Genomic DNA, 15,569 nt, shown 5'->3' on the forward strand with positions numbered 1-15,569 from the left:
GCAAACACCAACCGACTCACGCCTATTGTTCACTGTTTACGATACAATCCGTCAACCAGAACCGAACCGTTCGGTTCGATTTATGTTTCAAACGAGGCATCTAGCCCGCGAAAAACCATCGCCGGCCGCAGCCAAACCGCATTTGCCTTGCGTTGCGATCGATACTATCGATCATCCGGGTCCGATTGCCGAATGGATCGTCGATCGAGCCTTGGTGGCCGTTGAGACCGAAGTGGATGCTGGAACGGCAATAGACATGCGATTGCTGCTTGTGGAGGACAATCGCGAACTGGCGGACTGGCTAGGCAAGACCTTGCGCCAGGCGAATTATGTCGTCGACATCGTCCATGACGGCGAGGATGTCGAGCACGCGCTTGCCGCCGGCGACCACGCGCTTGTCATTCTCGACCTTGCGTTGCCCCGCATGGGCGGACTGGAAGTGCTGCGCATGCTGCGAGCCCGCGGCAACCGGGTGCCGGTGATCGTACTGACTGCCAATGCCAGCCTCGATGGCCGGGTCAAAGGCCTCAACGAAGGCGCCGACGACTATCTGGCGAAGCCCTTCCAGGTAGAGGAACTCGAAGCGCGCATCCGCGTGCAACTGCGCCGCGCCAATGACCGGACGGCACCGGTCGTTGCCTGCGGCGACCTCATCTTCGACACCAACACCAGGCTGTTTTCGCTCGGCGGTGAAACACTGGCCCTGACACCGCGCGAACATGCAGTGCTTGAACAATTGATGATCAAGGCGGGACGTACGGTAAGCAAGGCCGCCCTGTCGGCGGCGGTCTACGATTTCGAGACCGACGCCGATCCAAGCGCCATCGAGATCTATGTGCACCGTGTGCGCAAGAAGCTCGAGGGGTCGCGGGTCCAGATCACCACTTTGCGTGGCCTCGGCTATCTCTTGCGCCATGAGGACCTGGCGCCATGATGATTTGGCGCTATGAAGACTAACAGCCTGCGCCTGCAATTGCTGGCCTGGGTCGTGCTCCCCCTGGCCGGGCTTGCGACCATCAATCTGTGGACCAGCCAGCGCAACGCTCTGGCGACCGCCGATCTGGTCACCGACCGCATGCTGGTCGGCTCGGCCCGCGCCATCGCCGAGCAGGTCGCCATGGCCGATGGCGTACTCGATGCTACCATCCCGCCGGCGGCGATCGAGATGTTCGATACCGGCGATCGCGACAGCGTCTACTATCGCGTCGAGACCGCCGGAGGACGGTTGCTGACCGGTTACCCCGATTTGCCGCAAGCGCCGCGGCATGCGAGCGTCGAGGCGAGCTATCGCGATCATATGTTGCGGCTCTTGACGCTCAGCCACGCGGTGATCGGCGCCGGCGGCGATTCCCCCATAACGGTCACCGTGGGCATAACGCTCTCCGGGCATGATGCGATGGTGAAGCGGCTGTGGTTCAGCGCCTTCGTCCAGCAACTGGCGCTGGTGGCGATCGCCGGCGTGTTCGTGCTGCTTGGCCTGCGCCGTGGCCTGGCGCCATTGATGAGCCTGCGCGACGCGGTGCGTTCGCCAAGCCGAAGCGACCTCGATCCGGTTGACGTGCCGGGCGCGCAGAGCGAAATCCGGCCTCTGATAGAGGCGCTCAACGCCTACATGGAACGGGTGCGCGCGCAGATGGGAGCGCAGCGCCGTTTCATCGCCAATGCCGCACATCAATTGCGCACGCCGCTGGCGCTGCTATCGACGCAGGCAAGCTATGCGCTACGCGAAACCGCCACCGATGCGCGCCAGGAAGCGCTGGTGGCGCTGCAGGCCAGCTCCGGCAAGCTGGCGCGGCTGGCCGAACAATTGCTCACCCTGTCGCGTGCCGAGCCTGGCAGCCGGCGGCCACGCGCCGATCGCATCGACCTGACAGAAGCCGCCCGCCATGTACTGGAAACGCAGGCGCCCGCGGCGATCGCCCGCAAGATCGATCTCGGGCTGGAGGAAAGAGGGCCGGTTGCAGTCATTGGCGACGGCACCATGCTGCGCGAGATGATCGTCAATCTTGTCGACAACGCGCTGCGTTACTCGACGGCAGGCGCCAGCGTGACGGTGAAGCTGGCCGCCATCGATAGCGAAGCCGTGTTGACGGTAGCCGATGACGGACCCGGCATCCCGGCCGAAGAGCGGGATCACGTGTTCGAGCGCTTTTATCGCATCGCCGGTTCGACCGAGGAAGGCAGCGGCCTGGGCCTCGCCATCGTGCGCGAGGTTGTCGAGAATGCCGCCGGCCGCGTCACCCTCGGGGATGGCGCGGCCGGCGGTCTGGTGGTCGAGGTCAGGTTGCCCCTGGCCTGAACCGACCCGCACCAAGCGCGGGCTCGTACTGTCCTCGGAACAAAATCAGGTGCCCTGCTCGTTGAACGGCGCCGGCCGCCACTTGACGACATAGTTCTCGAAGCGGGTGATGATGAATTCCACCACCAGCGCCATAACCGCCAGGATGATCATGGCGGCGAAGACGCCATTGGCGTTGAAGGCGCCCTGCGCGGTCGAGATCAGCAGGCCCATGCCTTGCTTGGCGCCGAGGAATTCGCCGACCACGGCGCCGACCAAGGCAAAGCCGAAGCTGACATGCAGGCTGGCCAGGATCCAGCTCATCGCCGACGGGATAATGACGGTGCGGGTGATCTGGAACGGCGAGGCACCGAGGATCTGGGCGTTGGCGATCATCGCCCTGTCGGCCTCGCGAACCCCCTGGAAGGCGTTGGCGAAAACGACGAAGAACACCATCACCACGGCGAGCGCCACTTTCGAGGCCATGCCGAGGCCGAGCGCGATGATGAAGACAGAGCCGAGCACGACGCGCGGCACGGAATTGGCGATCTTGATGTAGATCGAAAAGACATCGGCCAGCAGCCGGTTGCGGCCGAGAATGATGCCGGCGGCGATGCCGCCCAGTGCGCCGATAGCGAAGCCGAGGAAGGTTTCCTCCAGCGTCACATAGATCTGCAGCCAGAGCGGTCCCTGCGAGGTGCCCTCGGTGATCCAGGACCAGATCTGTTCCCAGATGCCCGAGGGGCTGGCGAAGAAGAACGGGTCGATGATGTTATAGTCGGCGCCGAGTTCCCACAGGCCAAGGAACGCAACGAGGATAGCAAGGCGCAGGCCGATGACCAAAGCATGGCGGCGGCGCAGCCGGGCCCTCGCCCGGGCCTCGGCAACGGCAATGGAGGCATCGCGGACGGCGGCATGGGAAGCGGTGGGAGAGATAGCGGTCATGTTGGTGTCTCCTCTCAATGCCCGCTCTGCAAGGTGCGGCTCTGGCCGAGCTGCACTTCTTCGCGCAGGTCGTTCCAGATCACCTTGGCGATCTCGACGAATTTCGGGTCGTAACGGATGTCGGCCATGACACGCGGACGCGGCAGGTCGATGCGGTAGACACTCTTGACCGTTCCCGGCCCGGCGGTGAGCACATAGACCTTGTCGGCCAGCGCCACCGCCTCCTCCAGATCGTGGGTGACGAAGACGACGGAGGATTTCTGTTCCGACCACAGGCCGAGCAATTCGTCCTGCATGGCCGTGCGCGTCTGCATGTCGAGCGCACTGAACGGCTCGTCCATAAGCAGAATCTTCGGCTGGTTGATGAAGGTCTGGGCAAGGGCGACGCGCTTGCGCATGCCGCCCGAAAGCTGGTGCGGATAATGTTTTTCGAAGCGGCCGAGGCCGACGCGGGCGATCCAGTCGCGGGCCCGATCATAGGCCTGCGCCTTGGGGATCCCGCGATAAAGCGGACCGGCGGCGACATTGTCGATGACGCTTCGCCAGGGAAAAAGCGCATCGGCCTGGAAGACGAAACCGATGTCGCGGCTGATATCGGTGACCGGTTTGCCCATGACGCGGACATGACCTGTGGTCGGCCGCAGCAGGCCGGTGACGAGGTTGAGCGTCGTCGACTTGCCGCAGCCGGTCGGCCCGACGACGCAGGCGAATTCGCCACGCGCCACCGTCATGGTGAAGTCGCGGATCGCCGTCATCATATGGCCGTCGGGCGTGACGAAGCGTAGCGTCACATCATCGATAGCGATCGCGGCATCGGCCGGCGGCGCGGCCTGAGACAACTTCTCAGCCGCCATCGTTTGCACTTGCATGGCATACTCCTGTGGCGATGATGCGAGAATGCCTGCGGCCAAAACTTGTGGTCGCCATCTCTCGACATCGGTAGGCGCGCCGCTGCCAAATCGATTCAGGCCAGCGGCGCAACTTGTTGTTCCTCAAGAGCGAACCGGTAACCCGCCTCGCCTGCCTGCCTACTTGGCGGCGTCGACGAATTCCGTCGTGAAGGTTTTCGACAGGTCGATCTGCTTGCCCTGCAGGCTCTTGGAGAAGGTCGACAGAACTTTCAGCACCGTCTCCGGGCCATCGGCCGGCATGCGTCCGTCGGGCGTGAACATCGCCTTGCCGCCGGCGAGCCCCTGGATATAGAGATCCTTGTTGCCGGCGTAATAGTCCTTCGGCATCTTGTCGGCGATCTCCTCGGCCGAATGGCCGGCGATGAACTTCATCGTCTTGACGAAGGCATTGGCGAGCTTCTGTGCTTCGTCCTTGTGGCCTTCGACCCAGGAAGACTGGACGTAGAAGGATGCCGCAGGATAGTCGCCGCCCAGCGCTTCCTTGGTCTTTTCGGGCGTGCGCATGTCGACCAGGACACTGGCCTCGCCGGTCTTGAGCAATTTCGCGATGGTCGGCTCCGTGGTCATGCCGGCCTGAATTTGGTCCTGCTTGACGGCGGCGATGAAGGTGTTGCCGGCGCCTACCGGCAGCAGCGTGTAATCACCCGGCTTCAGGCCGCTGCGGACGGCAAGATATTGCGTCAGGAAATCGGTCGACGACCCAAGCCCGGTGACGCCCAGCGTGGCGCCCTTGAAGTCGGCCGGCGACTTGATCTCCGGGTGCTTGGCGGAGACCAGTTCGACCTCGCCAGGGGCCTGGCTGAACTGGACGATCGACTCGATGTATTTGCCCTTTGACTGTAGGTCGACAGTGTGGTCATAAAAGCCGACAACGCCCTGCACGGCGCCGGCCAGCAATTCATTCTCGGCCTCGACGCCGGCTCGCGAGTTGATCAGTTCGACGTCGAGCCCCTCATCCTTGAAGTAGCCGAGCTGCTGGGTGAGCACGGCCGGCAGGTAAATCTGCTTTTCCATGCCGCCGACAATGATGGTGATCTTGTCCGCGGCGCACGCCGCGGTCGCGCCCGTGCCGACAATGGCGAGCGTCAGCGCCGCCGAACGCAAGATGCACTTCGAGATCAAACCGGTCATGTAACTTCCTCCACCTGGGCGGCGCGCCATCCAGGCTGCGCCGCATTCCTCCTGCCGGCCACTCCCGCACCGGTCACGCGGCGAACGCCGCAATGAATCAATTGCATGCCCAAGCTTTCAGCTGGCTTTCAGCCACTTTAGCAACCGGGGAATGAAAACAGCCAGGATTTGCTGGTTACGATGCGCCAAAACCCAATACGTCGCGCATGTCGTATTCGCCGGGAGCGCGGCCCGCCACCCACAATGCCGCGGCGATGGCGCCGCGTGCAAACATGATGCGGTCACCAGCCGAATGCGCCAAGGTGACGGTCTCGCCTTCCGTGCAGAAGCTGACGCTGTGCTCACCAATGATGGCGCCGCCCCGCGCCACCGCGAAGCCTATCTCGCCCGCCGGCCGCGCGCCGGTGACGCCATCGCGGACGCGCCTCGCAACCGTCTCCAGCCCGATTTCGCGTCCGCCGGCAACAGCCTGCCCCAGCATCAGCGCCGTGCCCGAAGGCGCGTCGATCTTGTGGCGATGATGCGCCTCGAAAATCTCCGCATCCCAGTCATCGGGGTCGAGCGCCCGCGCTGCCTGTTCGACCAATCCGACCAGCATGTTGAGCCCGAGCGAGAAGCTGCCGGAGCGCACGATGGCAATGGTTTTCGCGGCATGGGCGATGGTGGCCATCTCGGCGGCCTCGAAGCCCGTCGAGCCAATCACCAGGGCTGGCCCGCCCCTCCCGGCACACAATCTGGCCAGTTCCACGGAGGCCGCCGGCGTGGTGAAGTCGACCACCACGTCAGCCATGGCAATTGCCTCGTCGCGGCTCACCAGCCCGTCGCCGACACTGCCCGGACGGTGAAAGCAGCCGGCGAGCGCCAGACGCGCATCGGCCCGCACCGCATCCGCCATCTGGCGACCCATGCGGCCGAGAGCGCCTGATATGGCGATCCTGATCGGCGGCTGCGGCATCGGCTTCCTGCTATTTCCACATGCCGCGCATGCGCGCGCCAATATCGACGCGCACCTCCGGCCGAGGCGCCCTGCCCTGCGCCGCTTGCGCGGCCGGCCACGAAAGCTGCTGGAACGCGGCGAGGATGGAGGCCGGAATGAAACGGGTGCGCGAGGCGTAGACATGGCGGTCGCCGCGTGCCGCCTGGCCATGCGGAAAGAAGCGCTGGGGCATGACGAGGTTGAGATTGTCCTTGGCCCGTGTCATCGCCACGTAGAGCAGCCGTCGCTCCTCCTCGATATCTTCCTTGGTGCCGACACCGAGATCGGCCGGAATGCAGCCATCGACCGTGTTCAGCACGAAGACGTTCTTCCACTCCTGGCCCTTGGCCGAGTGGATGGTCGACAAGATCAAATAGTCCTCGTCGCGGTGCGGAGGGCCGGCCTGGTCGCTGGTTGCGTCCGGCGGATCGAGCGTCAGCTCGGTCAGGAAGCGTTCGCGCGAAGCATAGCCCAAGCCGATTTGCTCGAGTTGCAGCAGGTCGGCGCGGCGCGTGATCGCATCCTCGTGGATGCGCTCCAGATGCGGTTCGTACCACAGCCTGACCTGTTCGAGATCGGCCGGCCATTTGGCGCCGGCGCGCAAGCCGGAATAGAGCGAGACGAAGCCGGGCCAGTCGTCGGCGGCGCGCTGCGGCGGACGCCAGCCGGCCAGTCCCATCGCCTCGTCCAGCGCCGACGTCATGGCCTCGACGACCTGCGCGGCCGCGGAAGGGCCAATGCCGGGAAGAAGCTGCAGCACGCGAAAGCCGGCGACACGATCGCGCGGATTTTCAGCAAAGCGCAGTACCGCCAGCACGTCCTTGACATGCGCGGCATCGAGGAATTTCAGGCCACCGAACTTGACGAAAGGGATGTTGCGCCGCGTCAGCTCGATCTCCAGCGGCCCGCTGTGGTGCGAGGCGCGAAACAGCACCGCCTGCGACTTCAGCGCGGTACCGGCCTCGCGCTCGGCAAGGATGGTGTCGCAGACGAAGTTCGCTTGCTCGACCTCGTCGCGCACGGTCACAAGTCTCGGTTTGTCGGCGGATTTGCGTTCCGACCACAGGTTCTTGGTGAAGCGCTCCGAGGCTTCGCCGATAACCGCGTTGGCGGCCGCCAGAATGGTCTCGGTCGAGCGATAATTGCGCTCCAGCATCACCACATCGGCGGTCCGCGCGAACTGTCTAGGGAAGTCGAGGATGTTGCGCACTTCGGCGGCCCGGAACGAATAGATCGACTGCGCGTCGTCACCGACGACCGTCAGCCCGGCGCCGTCGGGCTTGAGTGCCATCAGGATCGAGGCCTGCAGCCGGTTGGTGTCCTGGTATTCGTCGACCAGCACATGGTCGAACCGTCCGCCCAGATGCGTGGCGATTTCAGGCTCGGCGGTCATCTGCGCCCAGTAGAGCAGCAAATCGTCGTAATCGAGCACATTCTGCGCCTGCTTGGCCTCCACGTAACCGGCAAACAATTGCTTGAGCTGCTCGGCCCAGCCGGCGCACCAGGGGAAGGCGGACCCCAGGACCTCACCCAGCGGCGCCTGCGCGTTGACGGCGCGCGAATAGATGGCAAGGCAGGTGCCTTTGGTCGGAAAGCGCGCTTCCGTCCTGGAGAAACCGAGTTCGTGGCGCACGAGATTCATCAGATCGGCGGAATCCTCGCGATCATGGATGGTGAAGGCCGGATCGAGGCCGATCTCCAGCGCATAGTCCCGCAGCAGCCGCGCGCCGATACCATGAAAAGTGCCGGCCCAGGTCAGTGCGTCCGTGATCACTGCGGCGTCGCGGCCGAGCACTTCGCCGGCGATGCGCTCGACACGTCTCGCCATTTCGGATGCGGCGCGCCGCGAAAACGTCATCAGCAGGATGCGGCGCGGGTCGGCTCCCTTGACGATCAAGTGGGCGACGCGGTGCGCCAGCGTGTTGGTCTTGCCGGAGCCGGCGCCGGCGATAACCAGCAGCGGGCCTGCAATCTTGCCGTCGCCATGTTCGACGGCCTGGCGTTGGGCGTCGTTCAGCCGGGCGAGATAAGCCGGCTGGCCGGTCTGTTCCAAAAACGTCGAATCATGGGCGGCGAGGTTCATCGCCCATCAAGCATCGTTTCCGCTTTGTTCGCAACAGAGAAGCAGCTCCGCCAATACAGCGGGAGCAATCAGCGTTTCGGGTCAACGCCCATCGACGCCGACTGCCGGCGCAGCGCCTCGCGGTCGTTTGCGGGCGCTGGCAGCAAGAGCGGATCGACACTGTCGGGAACCTCGTCGATCATCTTGCGGGCGAGACGGTAAGTGACAAAGGCCAGCGTGCCAACCAGAAGCAAACGGATCATGCGGCGGTCCTCCTTCGCTGGGTCAACCTGAGGCAGGGGATTTTGTTCCCTCGGCGCAATCGTGCAACCAAACCGACACCGCCTCGTTCTGCGGGTGGAGGAAGTAGCCATGAAAAAGCTGGGACTGATCCTCGCGCTGGTGACTTTGGCTTTCTCGGCCTGCGGCAACAAATTGCCGCCGACAAAGGCGACTGGGGCCGATCAAGATCTCGCCATTCCTGTCGTGAACAATGGCATTGCCAGCCAGTGAATGGAGCATTGCGCAAAAACGATTGCGGGATCTTCACCGCATTGCCGCGATGCATTCCTCGAGACGCTCGAGGCGGAACTTGGCATTGCGCAGCTCGTGGCCTGCGTCCTGGCGCAGCTGTCGTGTCTGCGCCGAGGCGGCGGTCAAGTCTCGTTCGAGTTGAGCGATGCGGGCGCGCACCCGCCGCGCTTCGTCCTGACGCACCGCCTTTATCCAGCTCCGCCCGCGCATCTATGAACCCGCAGCATCCAAAAGCGTGCCACAGCCATGACAGTAAAACCCTAACTTCCGCCGAGCGCGAGCGTTCTAACTTTAACGAAATCTAATTTAGCATGCAGGAGAGAAGGCCGGCGCCGCTTGGGAGGTAATCTGATAGCGCCGGCCAGGCGGATATCAGGTCCGCCGCGTGAGCGAGGCTAGCTGAGTCTTGCCGTAGCGTCATGCCAGATCAAGGATTTCGGCCTTTCCCCGGCGTTTTCCCCCGCTAAATGCCGCGAAAATCCCCCCGGGGGTTCAAGTCCCAAGCCGCTGCCTGGCGATGGCGGCATGGAAACTGGCGCCGAACAACAGCCCGTCGTCGTTGAAGTCGTAACTGGAATTGTGAAGCGGTGCCGAGGCCTCGCCGTTGCCGAGGAAGACGAAGCAGCCCGGCACGTGGTCGAGGAAGCGGGCGAAATCCTCCGACGCCGTCATCGGCTCGCGGGCGACCGCGATATTGCCGCGTTCGAAAACAGTCCCGGCGGCGGCAAAGGCCGCGTCGACCAGTTCGGCATCGTTGCGCAAAGGCACGAATTCCCTGGTGTAGTTGACCTCGGCGGCAACGTTGTAAGCGGTAGCGATGCCTTCGGCGATGATGCGCATCTGGCATTCGATCTTGGCGCTCACCTCGGGGCGGAAGCTGCGCGCGTCGCCAAGGATGCGGGCGATGCCCGGCAGTGCGTTGCGGGTGCCATCGGTGATCAGTTCGGTCACCGAAACCACGGAGATGTCGGCCGGGCTCAGCCGGCGCGAGACGATGGTCTGCAGGTTGGTAACCAGCGCACAGGCGGCGACCAGCGTTTCCTGACCCGAATGCGGCCGCGCAGCGTGACCGCCCAATCCCCTGAGCACGATCTCGAAGACGTCTTCGGCCGACATGACCGGGCCGGCGCGGGTCTCGAAATGTCCGACCGGCAAGCCCGGCATGTTGTGCAGGCCAAAGATCTCGTCGAAGGGAAAGCGCTGCATCAGGCCATCGTCGAGCATCGCCAACGCGCCTTTTCCCCATTCCTCCGCCGGCTGGAAGATGAAGCGCACGGTGCCGTCGAAACCGCCCTCCCCGGCCATGAGCTTGGCCGCACCGAGCAGCATCGCCGTGTGGCCGTCATGGCCGCAGGCATGCATGATTCCGGGATTGCCGGAGCGGTATGGCGCGGTTGATTGCTCTGATATGCGCAGAGCATCCATGTCGGCCCGCAGCGCGATCGCGCGGTTGCCGCTGCCGCGCTTCAAAGTCCCGACGACGCCGGTGCCGCCGACACCCTCGGCGACATCGTCCAGTCCGAATTCGCGCAGCTTGGCGGCGACGAAGGCCGCGGTGCGCTCCTCCTCGAAGCCGAATTCAGGGTGCGCGTGCAGATCATGCCGCCATTCGGTCATCTCCAGCTTCAGCACATCACGATCGATTTCAGCCATCGCCTGATACCTCCTGATCCGCAAGGTGGGCAACGATATCAAGCAGGATGTTGGCGCCGGCGACAAGCTCGGCATCGGCGGTATGTTCGCGCGGATTGTGGCTGATGCCACCGGCGCTCGGCACGAAAATCATCGCCGCGGGCGCGAGGCGCGCCATCATCTGCGCATCGTGGCCGGCGCCTGAGGTCATGCGCTTGGATGCATACCCGCGCTTCTTCGCGGCAGCTTCGATCAATTCGACAATGCTGATATCGAAGATCACCGGCTCGAAGCGGGCCAGCCGCTCGACCGAGATCGTGACGCCATCATCGGCCGCGAGGTCCTCAAGAAACGCGGCGAGTGCGGCTTCCTCGGCTTGCAGGCGATGCTCGAAAGGGTCGCGCAGGTCGACGGTGAAGACGGCGCGCGAGGGAATGACATTGATGGCGTCTGGCTCGAAACGCATCGTGCCGACCGTTGCAACGGTCGGCGTGTTCGAAGCTTTGGCGCGGTCGTGCAGGAACGTGACGACACGCGCGGCCGCATGCCCGGCGTCATTGCGCATCGACATCGGCGTGGTGCCGGCGTGGTTGGCGACGCCGTCTATGGTGATGCGCTGCCAGGAGATGCCTTGCAGGTTTTCCACAGCACCGATCGGCACGCCTTCGCGTTCCAGAACCGGGCCCTGCTCGATATGCAATTCGAGATAGACGTGCGGCTTGAGGAAGCCCGGCTCCTCGTCGCCGGCATAGCCGATGCGGGCCAGTTCCTTTCCCAGCACGCTGCCGTCGGTGCCGACGGCCGCCAGCGCCTCGTCGATCCCGACGCCGCCGGCATGGACCAGTGAACCCATCATGTCGGGGGAATAGCGAACCCCTTCCTCGTTGGTGAAGGCGGCGACCGCGAGCGGGCGCGACGGGACAAGAGCCGACGCCTTCAGCGTCTCGATTACCTCCAGCCCGGCGAGCACGCCGTAGCAGCCGTCATAAATGCCGGCATCGATGACGGTGTCGATATGCGAGCCGACGAGGATCGGCGCATGGCCGGCATTCGCCGGCGCCTGCCAGACGCCGAAGATATTTCCCATGCGATCGATGGCGATTTCGAGACCGGCCTCGCGCAGCCAGCCGACGAAGCGGTCGCGACCCAGCCTGTCGGCGTCGGAGGCGGCCAGCCGCACCAATCTGCCCTCGCCATCACGACCGATGCCGCCGAGCTCGCGGATGCGGCCAAGCAGCCTTTGTGCGTCGATCGAGGTCATGGCATCGATCAAGGTCATGGCGTCGCTCCAGAAAGCACCTTGCCGGCAAGCACATCCGCCGGATTCATGCCGACGAGTTCGGCATAGCGGCGGGGATCTGTCGCGCCTTCGGTGTTGACGACTAGGACGCGCGAACTGGCGTCGAGGCCAAGCTCGGCCTTGTGATCGGTCATCGCCCGGATCAGCCCGGCAAGGCCGACCCCGCCGCTTTCACCGGCGACGATGGCCGGATCGTTGCCGGCCGGGCGGGCCAGCCGCCGCATCACGGCGATGGCTTCGTCCTCGTCGACGGTCATGAAGGCATCGGCGACGCGTGCCAGCACGCGCCAGGCGACCGGCGAGGCCTCGTAGCATTCGAGCATCGCCATGACTGTCGCCTCGCCATGCGCGATCTTGACCGGATGCCCGGCCTTGGCGGCGCCGAAAACGCAGGCGGCACGGGCGGGTTCCACCACCGTGAAAACCGGCCTGGCTTCGCCAAGCACGATGGCGAGATGGCCGGCGACCGCCGCCGCGATGCCGCCGACGCCGGCCTGCACGAAGACATGGGTCGGCGGTTCGGAGATCTGGCCCAGCGCCTCGCGCACGATCGCCGTGTAGCCCTGCATGACGAGGCCCGGAATGCGTTCGTAGCCCGGCCATGAGGTATCGGAAACCACCGTCCAGCCTTTCTCCGCGGCGACGCGCGCTGCCTGCCTGACCGAATCGTCGTAATTGCCGTCGACATGGATCATCTCCGCCCCATAGCGGGCGATGGCCGCGACGCGCCCGTCGCTGACGCCGGCATGGACAAAGATCGCCGCCTTTGCGCCAACAAGCTCGGCGCCTTGCGCGACGGAGCGGCCATGGTTGCCGTCGGTAGCGCAAGCAACCGTCATGGTCGCCGCGACCGACCGGACTTCGGGCCGATCGAGATCCGCGACACCGACGGAGCGGCCGAGCCGCTTGCTTGCCTCCTCCAGGACCAGACGGAAGACCGCATAGGCGCCGCCCAGCGCCTTGAAGCTGCCTAGACCGAGGCGAAAGCCCTCATCCTTGACATGCAAGGTGCCGAGACCGAGTTCGCCAGCCAACGCCGGCAGGGCGTGCAGCGGCGTCGCCAAGTGATTGTCACGGCGGGCAAGGAAACGCTCGACAGTGTCCGCCCCGACGATGCCGAGGGTTTCGGCATCGGCCTCGTCCAGCGGCTGGCGGTGCAAGGCATGGCGATTGGGCAGGAACATTGGCGGTCTCTCCTTGGCGTCCAAGAGAAGATATATTGCAAACCCTGCGCAAAAAGCGCCGCAATTTAGCTCTTGAAATGCAAGTTTGTTTCGTCAGGATAGCAATGTCTCAGTCGCCAGCCTCACTCGACAGCTTCGATCTCGCCATCCTTGCCATCCTGCAGCGGGACAACACGACGCCGCAACGGCTGATCGGCGAGGCGGTGAACCTGTCGGCGCCAGCCGTGCAGCGCCGCATCAAGCGCATGGAGCAGACCGGCGTCATTACCGGCAATGTCGCCATTGTCGAGCCGGCGGTCGTCGGCCAGCCGATCACTATCTTCGTCGAGGTGGAGCTCGAGAGCGAACGCACCGAACTGATCGACGAGGCCAAGCGGCAATTCTCGGCGGAGCCGCAAGTACAGCAATGCTATTATGTCACCGGCGAGGCCGACTTCATCCTCGTCATCGCCGTGGCCGACATGGGCGCCTACGAGGCGCTGACGCGAAAACTGTTCTTCGGCAGCAACAATGTGCGGAAGTTCCGCACCTTCGTCGCCATGGACCGCGTCAAGGTCGGGTTGACGGTGCCCCTGCCTGGATGAGCCGGTGCACCCTTGCCACGTTTCTGACATTCTGGATCGCCAATTGGAGAGGGAGGCGCGCATGGACGAAACCACGAAAGTCGCGATCATCGGTGCCGGGCCGGCGGGCCTGGCGGTTGCCGCATGTCTTCGCCAGGCCGGGCAGGATTTCGTCATGCTTGAGAAGGAGCAGCAGGCCGCGCCAGCCTGGCGGCGTCACTATGACCGTGTGCATCTGCATACGACCAAGCGTTACTCCTCGCTGCCCTTCGTTCCCTTCCCAAGGGATTATCCGCGCTATGTGCCGCGCCACCTCGTGGTCGAGTATCTCGACGCCTATGCAAAAGGCTTCGCCCTGGAGCCCCGCTTCGGCGAAACGGTGCGAGCGGTCGCCAGGGATGGCCGCGGTTGGCGGGTGGAATCGACCTCCGGCGCCTTACGCGCTTCGCATGTGGTGATCGCGTCCGGCTACAATGCCGAACCCTTGCTGCCCAGATTTGCCGGCATCGACGCCTTCAAGGGCAAGACGCTGCACAGCGCCGACTATCGCAACGCCGCGCCTTTTGCCGGCCAATCGGTGCTGGTCGTCGGCATGGGCAATACCGGCGCGGAGATTGCGCTCGATCTGGTGGAAGGCGGCGCCCGACCGACGATCTCGGTGCGCGGCGGCGTTCACATCGTCCCGCGCGAACTGTTCGGCGTGCCGATCCAGATGGTCGGCATGGCGACGCGGCTCGGGCCGCAGCGCATCAACGACGCGCTGTTCCCCGTCATCCTCGATCTGGTGCTGGGGAGGCTGGAGAAGTTTGGGCTCAGACGGCCGAAGCAGGGACTGCTGCAGCAGATCGCCCTTGCGTCGCGCATTCCGGTGATCGATGTCGGCACCATCGGCAAGATCCGGGAAGGTGCGATCAAGGTGGCGCCCGACATCGCCGAAATCTCGGAACGGGGCGCCCGTTTTGCGGACGGCAAGCACGGCGAATTCGACGCCATCCTCTTCGCCACCGGCTACCGGCCAGGCTATGCCAGGTTCCTCGAACCCGGCGTGGAGCCCGGCCCCAGCGGCGTCAATGCCCGAGCTTCGGATCTCGGCCTTTATCTGGTCGGCTTTCACAACGCGGTCACCGGGCTGTTGCGCGAAATCGGCATCGAGGCCCAGGCGGTCGCCGATGACATCCGCCAACGGCAAAACAGGAAAAAGGTGGCCGAAACCCTGCCGGTGTGATCCCAGGCGCGCCCTCAATCCACCGCGGGCGATGTCCTGAGCATCATGCCGGCGATCTCCTTCGTCAGTTTGGCGGCGACAAGCGCCGTCATGTTGGAGAGGTCCTGGCTCGGATTGTATTCAACGATATCAGCGGCAACGATCGGCAGGTTGATGCTTTGAATCAGGTTGATGACCTGCCGCGTCGACAGGCCGCCGGGCTCGCGGTGGGAGACGCCGGGCGCAAAGGCTGGATCGAGCCCGTCGAGATCCATCGAGATATAAACCGGGGTCTTGAGATCAAGCGTCAGGCTTTCGCCGAAATGCGCGGCCTCCACGACCTCGACGCCAAAGCGCTTGAACTGATCGCGGTGATGGTCGTTCACGGCGCGCAGGCCGATCTGGATCAGCCGGTCGGCTAGCCGTTCCTCCATGATGCGCGCGAAGGGCGAGGTGTGCGAACGCGGATTGTCACCGTAGGCATGATAGATGTCGGGGTGGGCATCGATATGCACGATCGTCAGGCTCGGGTTGGCGACGGCGCACCGCGCGCAGCACCGGCCAGGTGATCGCGTGGTCGCCGCCCAGGCTGATCAGCGGGTGGCCTGCGTCCAGGGCGCGACCGACTTCGCTTTCGATGCGCTGCCAGGGATCGCCCGGTTGGGTGAAGTCGATGTCGCCATGATCGACGAAGCGGCCGGTCAGGTCGAAGCCGGTCTCGCTCCAAGAGGAGTAAGCATCGCTGGTGAGTTCGCGCGTGATGAGAGGTGGCGCCTTGGCCGCACCCTGGAGGTAGGACGAATTCTCGTCATGCGGTATGCCCAGAAGCGAAATCGCGCCAGCCATCGA

General features: G+C 64.4%; 15 protein-coding genes and 1 pseudogene. 5 read left to right on the plus strand and 11 right to left on the minus strand.

The genetic code is table 11. The features are described from left to right. The first annotated feature begins 256 nt into the window (after positions 1-256). Complete coding sequence (locus tag LB555_RS05435; RefSeq protein ID WP_015318442.1) at positions 257-934, plus strand: response regulator; 678 nt, start codon at positions 257-259, stop codon at positions 932-934. Positions 935-946: 12 nt separating this feature from the next. Continuing rightward, complete coding sequence (locus LB555_RS05440; RefSeq protein ID WP_224682405.1) at positions 947-2,299, plus strand: sensor histidine kinase; 1,353 nt, start codon at positions 947-949, stop codon at positions 2,297-2,299. A 45-nt stretch (positions 2,300-2,344) separates the two neighbouring features. On the opposite strand, the gene LB555_RS05445 is transcribed toward LB555_RS05440, so the two are convergent. From LB555_RS05445 to LB555_RS05470, 6 genes are all read right to left on the minus strand, one after another. Continuing rightward, positions 2,345-3,223, minus strand: a complete 879-nt coding sequence (locus LB555_RS05445) for an ABC transporter permease (protein ID WP_015318444.1) — start codon at positions 3,221-3,223, stop codon at positions 2,345-2,347. A gap of 14 nt (positions 3,224-3,237) precedes the next feature. Further along, the gene (locus tag LB555_RS05450; protein WP_015318445.1) at positions 3,238-4,092 is read right to left on the minus strand and encodes an ABC transporter ATP-binding protein; all 855 of its coding nucleotides are present in this window, start codon (positions 4,090-4,092) and stop codon (positions 3,238-3,240) included. A gap of 159 nt (positions 4,093-4,251) precedes the next feature. Next, positions 4,252-5,265, minus strand: coding sequence for an ABC transporter substrate-binding protein (locus LB555_RS05455; protein ID WP_015318446.1), 1,014 nt, complete (start codon positions 5,263-5,265; stop codon positions 4,252-4,254). A 175-nt stretch (positions 5,266-5,440) separates the two neighbouring features. Beyond that, on the minus strand, positions 5,441-6,220 hold the full coding sequence (gene dapB / locus LB555_RS05460; RefSeq protein ID WP_224682406.1) for a 4-hydroxy-tetrahydrodipicolinate reductase: 780 nt from the start codon (positions 6,218-6,220) through the stop codon (positions 5,441-5,443). Between the two features lie 10 nt (positions 6,221-6,230). Then, positions 6,231-8,324 (minus strand): ATP-dependent helicase, encoded by a 2,094-nt coding sequence (locus tag LB555_RS05465; RefSeq protein WP_140878568.1) that lies wholly within the window; start codon positions 8,322-8,324, stop codon positions 6,231-6,233. A 68-nt stretch (positions 8,325-8,392) separates the two neighbouring features. Then, positions 8,393-8,566, minus strand: coding sequence for a hypothetical protein (locus LB555_RS05470; RefSeq protein WP_015318449.1), 174 nt, complete (start codon positions 8,564-8,566; stop codon positions 8,393-8,395). A gap of 109 nt (positions 8,567-8,675) precedes the next feature. On the opposite strand from LB555_RS05470, the gene LB555_RS05475 reads away from it, so the two are divergent. Beyond that, positions 8,676-8,816: a hypothetical protein gene (locus tag LB555_RS05475; protein ID WP_224682407.1), complete on the plus strand. Its 141-nt coding sequence runs from the start codon at positions 8,676-8,678 to the stop codon at positions 8,814-8,816. A 33-nt stretch (positions 8,817-8,849) separates the two neighbouring features. Here LB555_RS05475 and LB555_RS05480 read toward each other — a convergent pair whose 3' ends face one another. The 4 genes from LB555_RS05480 to LB555_RS05495 all read right to left on the minus strand — a co-directional run bounded on the left by LB555_RS05480 (position 8,850) and on the right by LB555_RS05495 (position 12,953). Further along, on the minus strand, positions 8,850-9,020 hold the full coding sequence (locus LB555_RS05480; protein ID WP_224525574.1) for a hypothetical protein: 171 nt from the start codon (positions 9,018-9,020) through the stop codon (positions 8,850-8,852). A 309-nt stretch (positions 9,021-9,329) separates the two neighbouring features. Continuing rightward, positions 9,330-10,490 (minus strand): M20 aminoacylase family protein, encoded by a 1,161-nt coding sequence (locus LB555_RS05485; protein ID WP_015318452.1) that lies wholly within the window; start codon positions 10,488-10,490, stop codon positions 9,330-9,332. Beyond that, on the minus strand, positions 10,483-11,730 hold the full coding sequence (locus tag LB555_RS05490) for a Zn-dependent hydrolase (protein ID WP_224682444.1): 1,248 nt from the start codon (positions 11,728-11,730) through the stop codon (positions 10,483-10,485). The genes LB555_RS05485 and LB555_RS05490 overlap by 8 nt, the downstream gene beginning before the upstream one ends. A 14-nt stretch (positions 11,731-11,744) precedes the next feature. Then, a complete protein-coding gene (locus LB555_RS05495; protein ID WP_224682408.1) occupies positions 11,745-12,953 on the minus strand; it encodes a diaminopropionate ammonia-lyase in 1,209 nt (402 codons plus the stop codon). A gap of 104 nt (positions 12,954-13,057) precedes the next feature. Between LB555_RS05495 and LB555_RS05500 the strand changes: the two genes are divergently transcribed. Next, positions 13,058-13,537 (plus strand): Lrp/AsnC family transcriptional regulator, encoded by a 480-nt coding sequence (locus LB555_RS05500; protein WP_140823708.1) that lies wholly within the window; start codon positions 13,058-13,060, stop codon positions 13,535-13,537. Positions 13,538-13,598: 61 nt separating this feature from the next. Next, positions 13,599-14,741, plus strand: a complete 1,143-nt coding sequence (locus LB555_RS05505; RefSeq protein WP_224622130.1) for a flavin-containing monooxygenase — start codon at positions 13,599-13,601, stop codon at positions 14,739-14,741. Between the two features lie 14 nt (positions 14,742-14,755). Here LB555_RS05505 and LB555_RS29475 read toward each other — a convergent pair. Next, a pseudogene (locus LB555_RS29475) lies at positions 14,756-15,566 on the minus strand (agmatinase family protein). Positions 15,567-15,569 lie beyond the last annotated feature (3 nt).

Source organism: Mesorhizobium sp. BR-1-1-10 (assembly GCF_020165595.1).
In the GTDB taxonomy this organism is placed as follows: Bacteria; Pseudomonadota; Alphaproteobacteria; order Rhizobiales; family Rhizobiaceae; genus Mesorhizobium; species Mesorhizobium australicum.

Coding starts and splice junctions, on each gene's coding strand:
- LB555_RS05490 (WP_224682444.1), bottom strand. CDS start 11,730: ATGACCTCGATCGACGCACAAAGGCTGCTTGGCCGCATCCGCGAGCTC.
- LB555_RS05470 (WP_015318449.1), bottom strand. CDS start 8,566: ATGATCCGTTTGCTTCTGGTTGGCACGCTGGCCTTTGTCACTTACCGT.
- LB555_RS05465 (WP_140878568.1), bottom strand. CDS start 8,324: ATGAACCTCGCCGCCCATGATTCGACGTTTTTGGAACAGACCGGCCAG.
- LB555_RS05475 (WP_224682407.1), top strand. CDS start 8,676: ATGAAAAAGCTGGGACTGATCCTCGCGCTGGTGACTTTGGCTTTCTCG.
- LB555_RS05435 (WP_015318442.1), top strand. CDS start 257: ATGCGATTGCTGCTTGTGGAGGACAATCGCGAACTGGCGGACTGGCTA.
- LB555_RS05485 (WP_015318452.1), bottom strand. CDS start 10,490: ATGGCTGAAATCGATCGTGATGTGCTGAAGCTGGAGATGACCGAATGG.
- dapB (WP_224682406.1), bottom strand. CDS start 6,220: ATGCCGCAGCCGCCGATCAGGATCGCCATATCAGGCGCTCTCGGCCGC.
- LB555_RS05440 (WP_224682405.1), top strand. CDS start 947: ATGAAGACTAACAGCCTGCGCCTGCAATTGCTGGCCTGGGTCGTGCTC.
- LB555_RS05455 (WP_015318446.1), bottom strand. CDS start 5,265: ATGACCGGTTTGATCTCGAAGTGCATCTTGCGTTCGGCGGCGCTGACG.
- LB555_RS05450 (WP_015318445.1), bottom strand. CDS start 4,092: ATGCAAGTGCAAACGATGGCGGCTGAGAAGTTGTCTCAGGCCGCGCCG.
- LB555_RS05505 (WP_224622130.1), top strand. CDS start 13,599: ATGGACGAAACCACGAAAGTCGCGATCATCGGTGCCGGGCCGGCGGGC.
- LB555_RS05500 (WP_140823708.1), top strand. CDS start 13,058: ATGTCTCAGTCGCCAGCCTCACTCGACAGCTTCGATCTCGCCATCCTT.
- LB555_RS05445 (WP_015318444.1), bottom strand. CDS start 3,223: ATGACCGCTATCTCTCCCACCGCTTCCCATGCCGCCGTCCGCGATGCC.
- LB555_RS05495 (WP_224682408.1), bottom strand. CDS start 12,953: ATGTTCCTGCCCAATCGCCATGCCTTGCACCGCCAGCCGCTGGACGAG.